At 40.8% G+C, this 3,041-nt stretch carries 5 protein-coding genes; 3 read left to right on the plus strand and 2 right to left on the minus strand.

All coding sequences use genetic code 11. From position 1 onward, the window contains the following. A partial coding sequence (locus tag PHU49_16420) for a hypothetical protein (GenBank protein ID MDD5245594.1) occupies positions 1-198 on the minus strand: 198 nt, incomplete at its 3' end. Between the two features lie 586 nt (positions 199-784). Here PHU49_16420 and PHU49_16425 point away from each other — a divergent pair. Genes PHU49_16425 through PHU49_16435 form a run of 3 tightly spaced genes read left to right on the plus strand, consistent with a single transcriptional unit; the run spans position 785 to position 2,611 of the window. Then, positions 785-2,089, plus strand: coding sequence for a hypothetical protein (locus tag PHU49_16425; GenBank protein ID MDD5245595.1), 1,305 nt, complete (start codon positions 785-787; stop codon positions 2,087-2,089). Positions 2,090-2,148: 59 nt separating this feature from the next. Further along, positions 2,149-2,358, plus strand: a complete 210-nt coding sequence (locus tag PHU49_16430) for a hypothetical protein (protein ID MDD5245596.1) — start codon at positions 2,149-2,151, stop codon at positions 2,356-2,358. Beyond that, positions 2,348-2,611, plus strand: coding sequence for a type II toxin-antitoxin system RelE/ParE family toxin (locus PHU49_16435; protein MDD5245597.1), 264 nt, complete (start codon positions 2,348-2,350; stop codon positions 2,609-2,611). Before PHU49_16430 ends, PHU49_16435 begins: the two co-directional genes overlap by 11 nt. A gap of 156 nt (positions 2,612-2,767) precedes the next feature. Here the strand turns inward: PHU49_16435 and PHU49_16440 are convergent. Then, positions 2,768-3,041 (minus strand): GreA/GreB family elongation factor (locus PHU49_16440; GenBank protein MDD5245598.1); only part of this gene is annotated, 274 nt, incomplete at its 5' end.

Below are 3,041 nucleotides of genomic sequence, written 5' to 3' on the forward strand. Positions count from 1 at the left end.
CTGGATAAAGATCAAAAAGAGAATGAATAGTGCGGTAAGGAAGGCGGTGCACCCCAACATGATGAGCCCGAGCGGTGCCTGAATGGCACCGAACCCTACAGAGAGAGTTGTCGGTACAGTAAACGAACTCCAGTTGAGTGCGGCGAACACGCTCACCGCAGCCAGTACTATCAGTAAAAATAAAGTACGAAGTTTCATCTTATACACCCTCCCTTGTCCTTTCAGACCTTTCTGTAAGACGCATGGTCCTTTAGAAATTAAATAATCATCTCCTGTTAATAAAAATTATTCCCGATGGGCCACTTATTTCCATCTTCCTACAATTTTATGTATTTTACAAGGGTAACCTGTCAATTACCAACTGTAGTTCACGACATGTTGAAGATCATTGATTGTGTTACGTATAGCAGGAAGAACATGAGGGCCAGCTATTTTCCGTTTGAATATTAAACTAAAAAATAAAATACGATTTGTTTTAAACTCAGCATTTAAATAAACAGTTTTTGCAAGCGCTTGCAAAAAAGAAAGATGGATATTCTATCGGACAGTTATCGGACAGAAAATGAAATTAATTTATCAATGATATTGAATAGTTATATTCGGAGAGGGTGGGATTCGAACCCGCCCTAACGCCTTATGTATCAAGGCTTCACAACCGTCTTAGAAATCATTTAGAAATTAGCTATAAAAAAAGGGAACAAAAAGAAAGCCACCGTAACATCTTGGCGGGTGCTCGGTGGCTTTGGGCTGATCCTCAAACACACTCAAGAGGTGAAGGAGGCTCATGCCTATTATAGCATACCCTCTCGATCCGTCAATAACCATTGCAGACCTTAAACCATCGATACGAGAAAAAAACAAGGAAGCAGAGAGGAGCGGAGCACCAGCGGGAGCGACAAAAACTGCTGGTGACCGCTATGTTTACCAGATAGATCGGGAAAAGTCGTTTGCTAAAACACAAAAGGCCGTAGAATCTCAATGCTCCGATAACCCTGATCCAAAGTTGAAAATAGATGACTGGATCAGGCTTGCAGAAGAAACCTTTTCATCCCCTTCAAAAAAGGGGAGGGGTGAAAAGGGGTCTGTTTTTGTAGTAGACGAACATGACAATAACAGTTCCCGTGCAAGCGCAGTGCCGGAGATACTCTCTCCGGCGCGATGCTTGCGGGGCGCGAACGCTGCAAAAGTTAAAGAGGGTTCTACTTTACTTGATTATAGGAACACTCAAGCAGAAATTTATAAACAGTATTTCTCTCATAAAAAGATTAATCATGATCTATATAAATATAAAACTATTCGCTCCGGTGATGTATTGGAGGTGTATGAGTATGAAGGTCTTCAAGTCAATAAGAAAGGAAAGCCAAAGAGACAAAATGACAAGAAAGAAGATAGTATTGAGGGAAAGACAGAAGAGCAGATACAAGAAATAAGAAAGAAAAGCATATCAAGGGCAAGTAAGCACATAAAACGCTCTATAAACGCAAATGTGGGCAAATGGGGGCATGAATTACCCAAGTTCCTTACCCTTACATTCAAGGATGATATAACCGATTTCAAGACAGCTAACTACGAATTTAAAAAGTTTCATCAACGGCTGTCGTACCGTATAGGCTATAAGCTCATATATACTGTTGTCGTTCAGTTCCAGGATGGAGAAAGAAAGGGCGGTATAAAGGGCGGTCGCGGTGGTGTAATTCATTTTCATGTTGTGCTATACAATATGCCTTTCATTCCTGCTAACGATCTTTCAAAGATATGGGGTCAAGGCTTCATCAAAATCAACGCTATAGATAATGTTGATAACCTGGGGGCCTATGTTGTGGGCGGGTATATGTGCAAGAAACTTGATGATCCCCGTTATGACGGACAAAAGCGGTATTTTTCAAGCCGGGGGCTTCACGAGTCGTTAGAGGTCAAGTCAGCACTTCCTATTGGCCTTGGGGAATTTACAGAGGATCACAAGGTTTATGAAACGTCTTTTGAGAATGAGTATACAGGCGTTATTCATTACAAGCAGTACAATCTTAAAAAGAGGATCGGATCAGTGCAACAGGTAAAGAATTTCCAGGCCCTTCCTTTTAAGATGTAATTGCTAAGATACGAAAAAGAAGATATAATAATATCATCTTAAGAATAAGGAGATATTCAATGGCAAAGAGTATCATGAAGGCTAAACCACAGGTGATAATGAAAGACGGCAGACCAAGCGCCGTAATCATTGAAATCAACGACTACCGTGAATTACTTGAAAAGCTCGAAGATAAAGAAGACCTTGCAGACCTTGAAAAAATACGCATGGGTGGTATGCAGGTAAGGAAATTCAAAGACTACCTGACGGAACGTGATAATGCCCTATGAACTTTATGTAGAACGGCACGCCGAAAAAGACCTCAATAAACTCTCGCGAACATTATTTTCACAGATTACGGCAAAGATCAAAGAACTTCCTTCAAACCCTCACCCACGAGAAAGCAGAAAAATAAAAGGTTCACTAAAGGACTGGAGACTGCGCATCGGAGACTATCGTGTCCTTTACGAGATTGACAATGCAACAAAAAAGGTAACAATCATGCGCGTCAAGCATCGTCGTGAAGCATACCGCGATCTATAAACAGTTGAAGGACATTCCTATCATCCCTAACAAACAGTACAATCTTAAGAAAAGGATCGGACGGGAAAGAAGGGCAGAGGAATGTAGAGAATGAAAAACATTGTTTATTGACTTCACCTACTACTAAATTGATTAAGTGAAATTATATGTTGAGAATTACAGATCGTAATTGCCTAGTCTTTCTGGCTGATAGATAACTTCCATTACTTGGAATCTTTTTGTTCCCGCTGGGACCTTCCATTCTATTATGTCCCCTTCCCCGTAACCGATTAGGGCAGTCCCTATTGGTGCCAGTATTGAAATAGCCTTTTCGGTAATATTTGTTTTGCCTGGAAAGACAAGAGTGAATGTCTTTTCTTCGCCAGTATCCAAGTCTTTGATGCGGACTATTGAATTCATGGTGACAACATTATCAGGGATGTTTTTCGGA

The sequence above is a fragment of the Syntrophorhabdaceae bacterium genome, from assembly GCA_028713955.1.
Taxonomy (GTDB): Bacteria; Desulfobacterota; Syntrophorhabdia; order Syntrophorhabdales; family Syntrophorhabdaceae; genus UBA5609.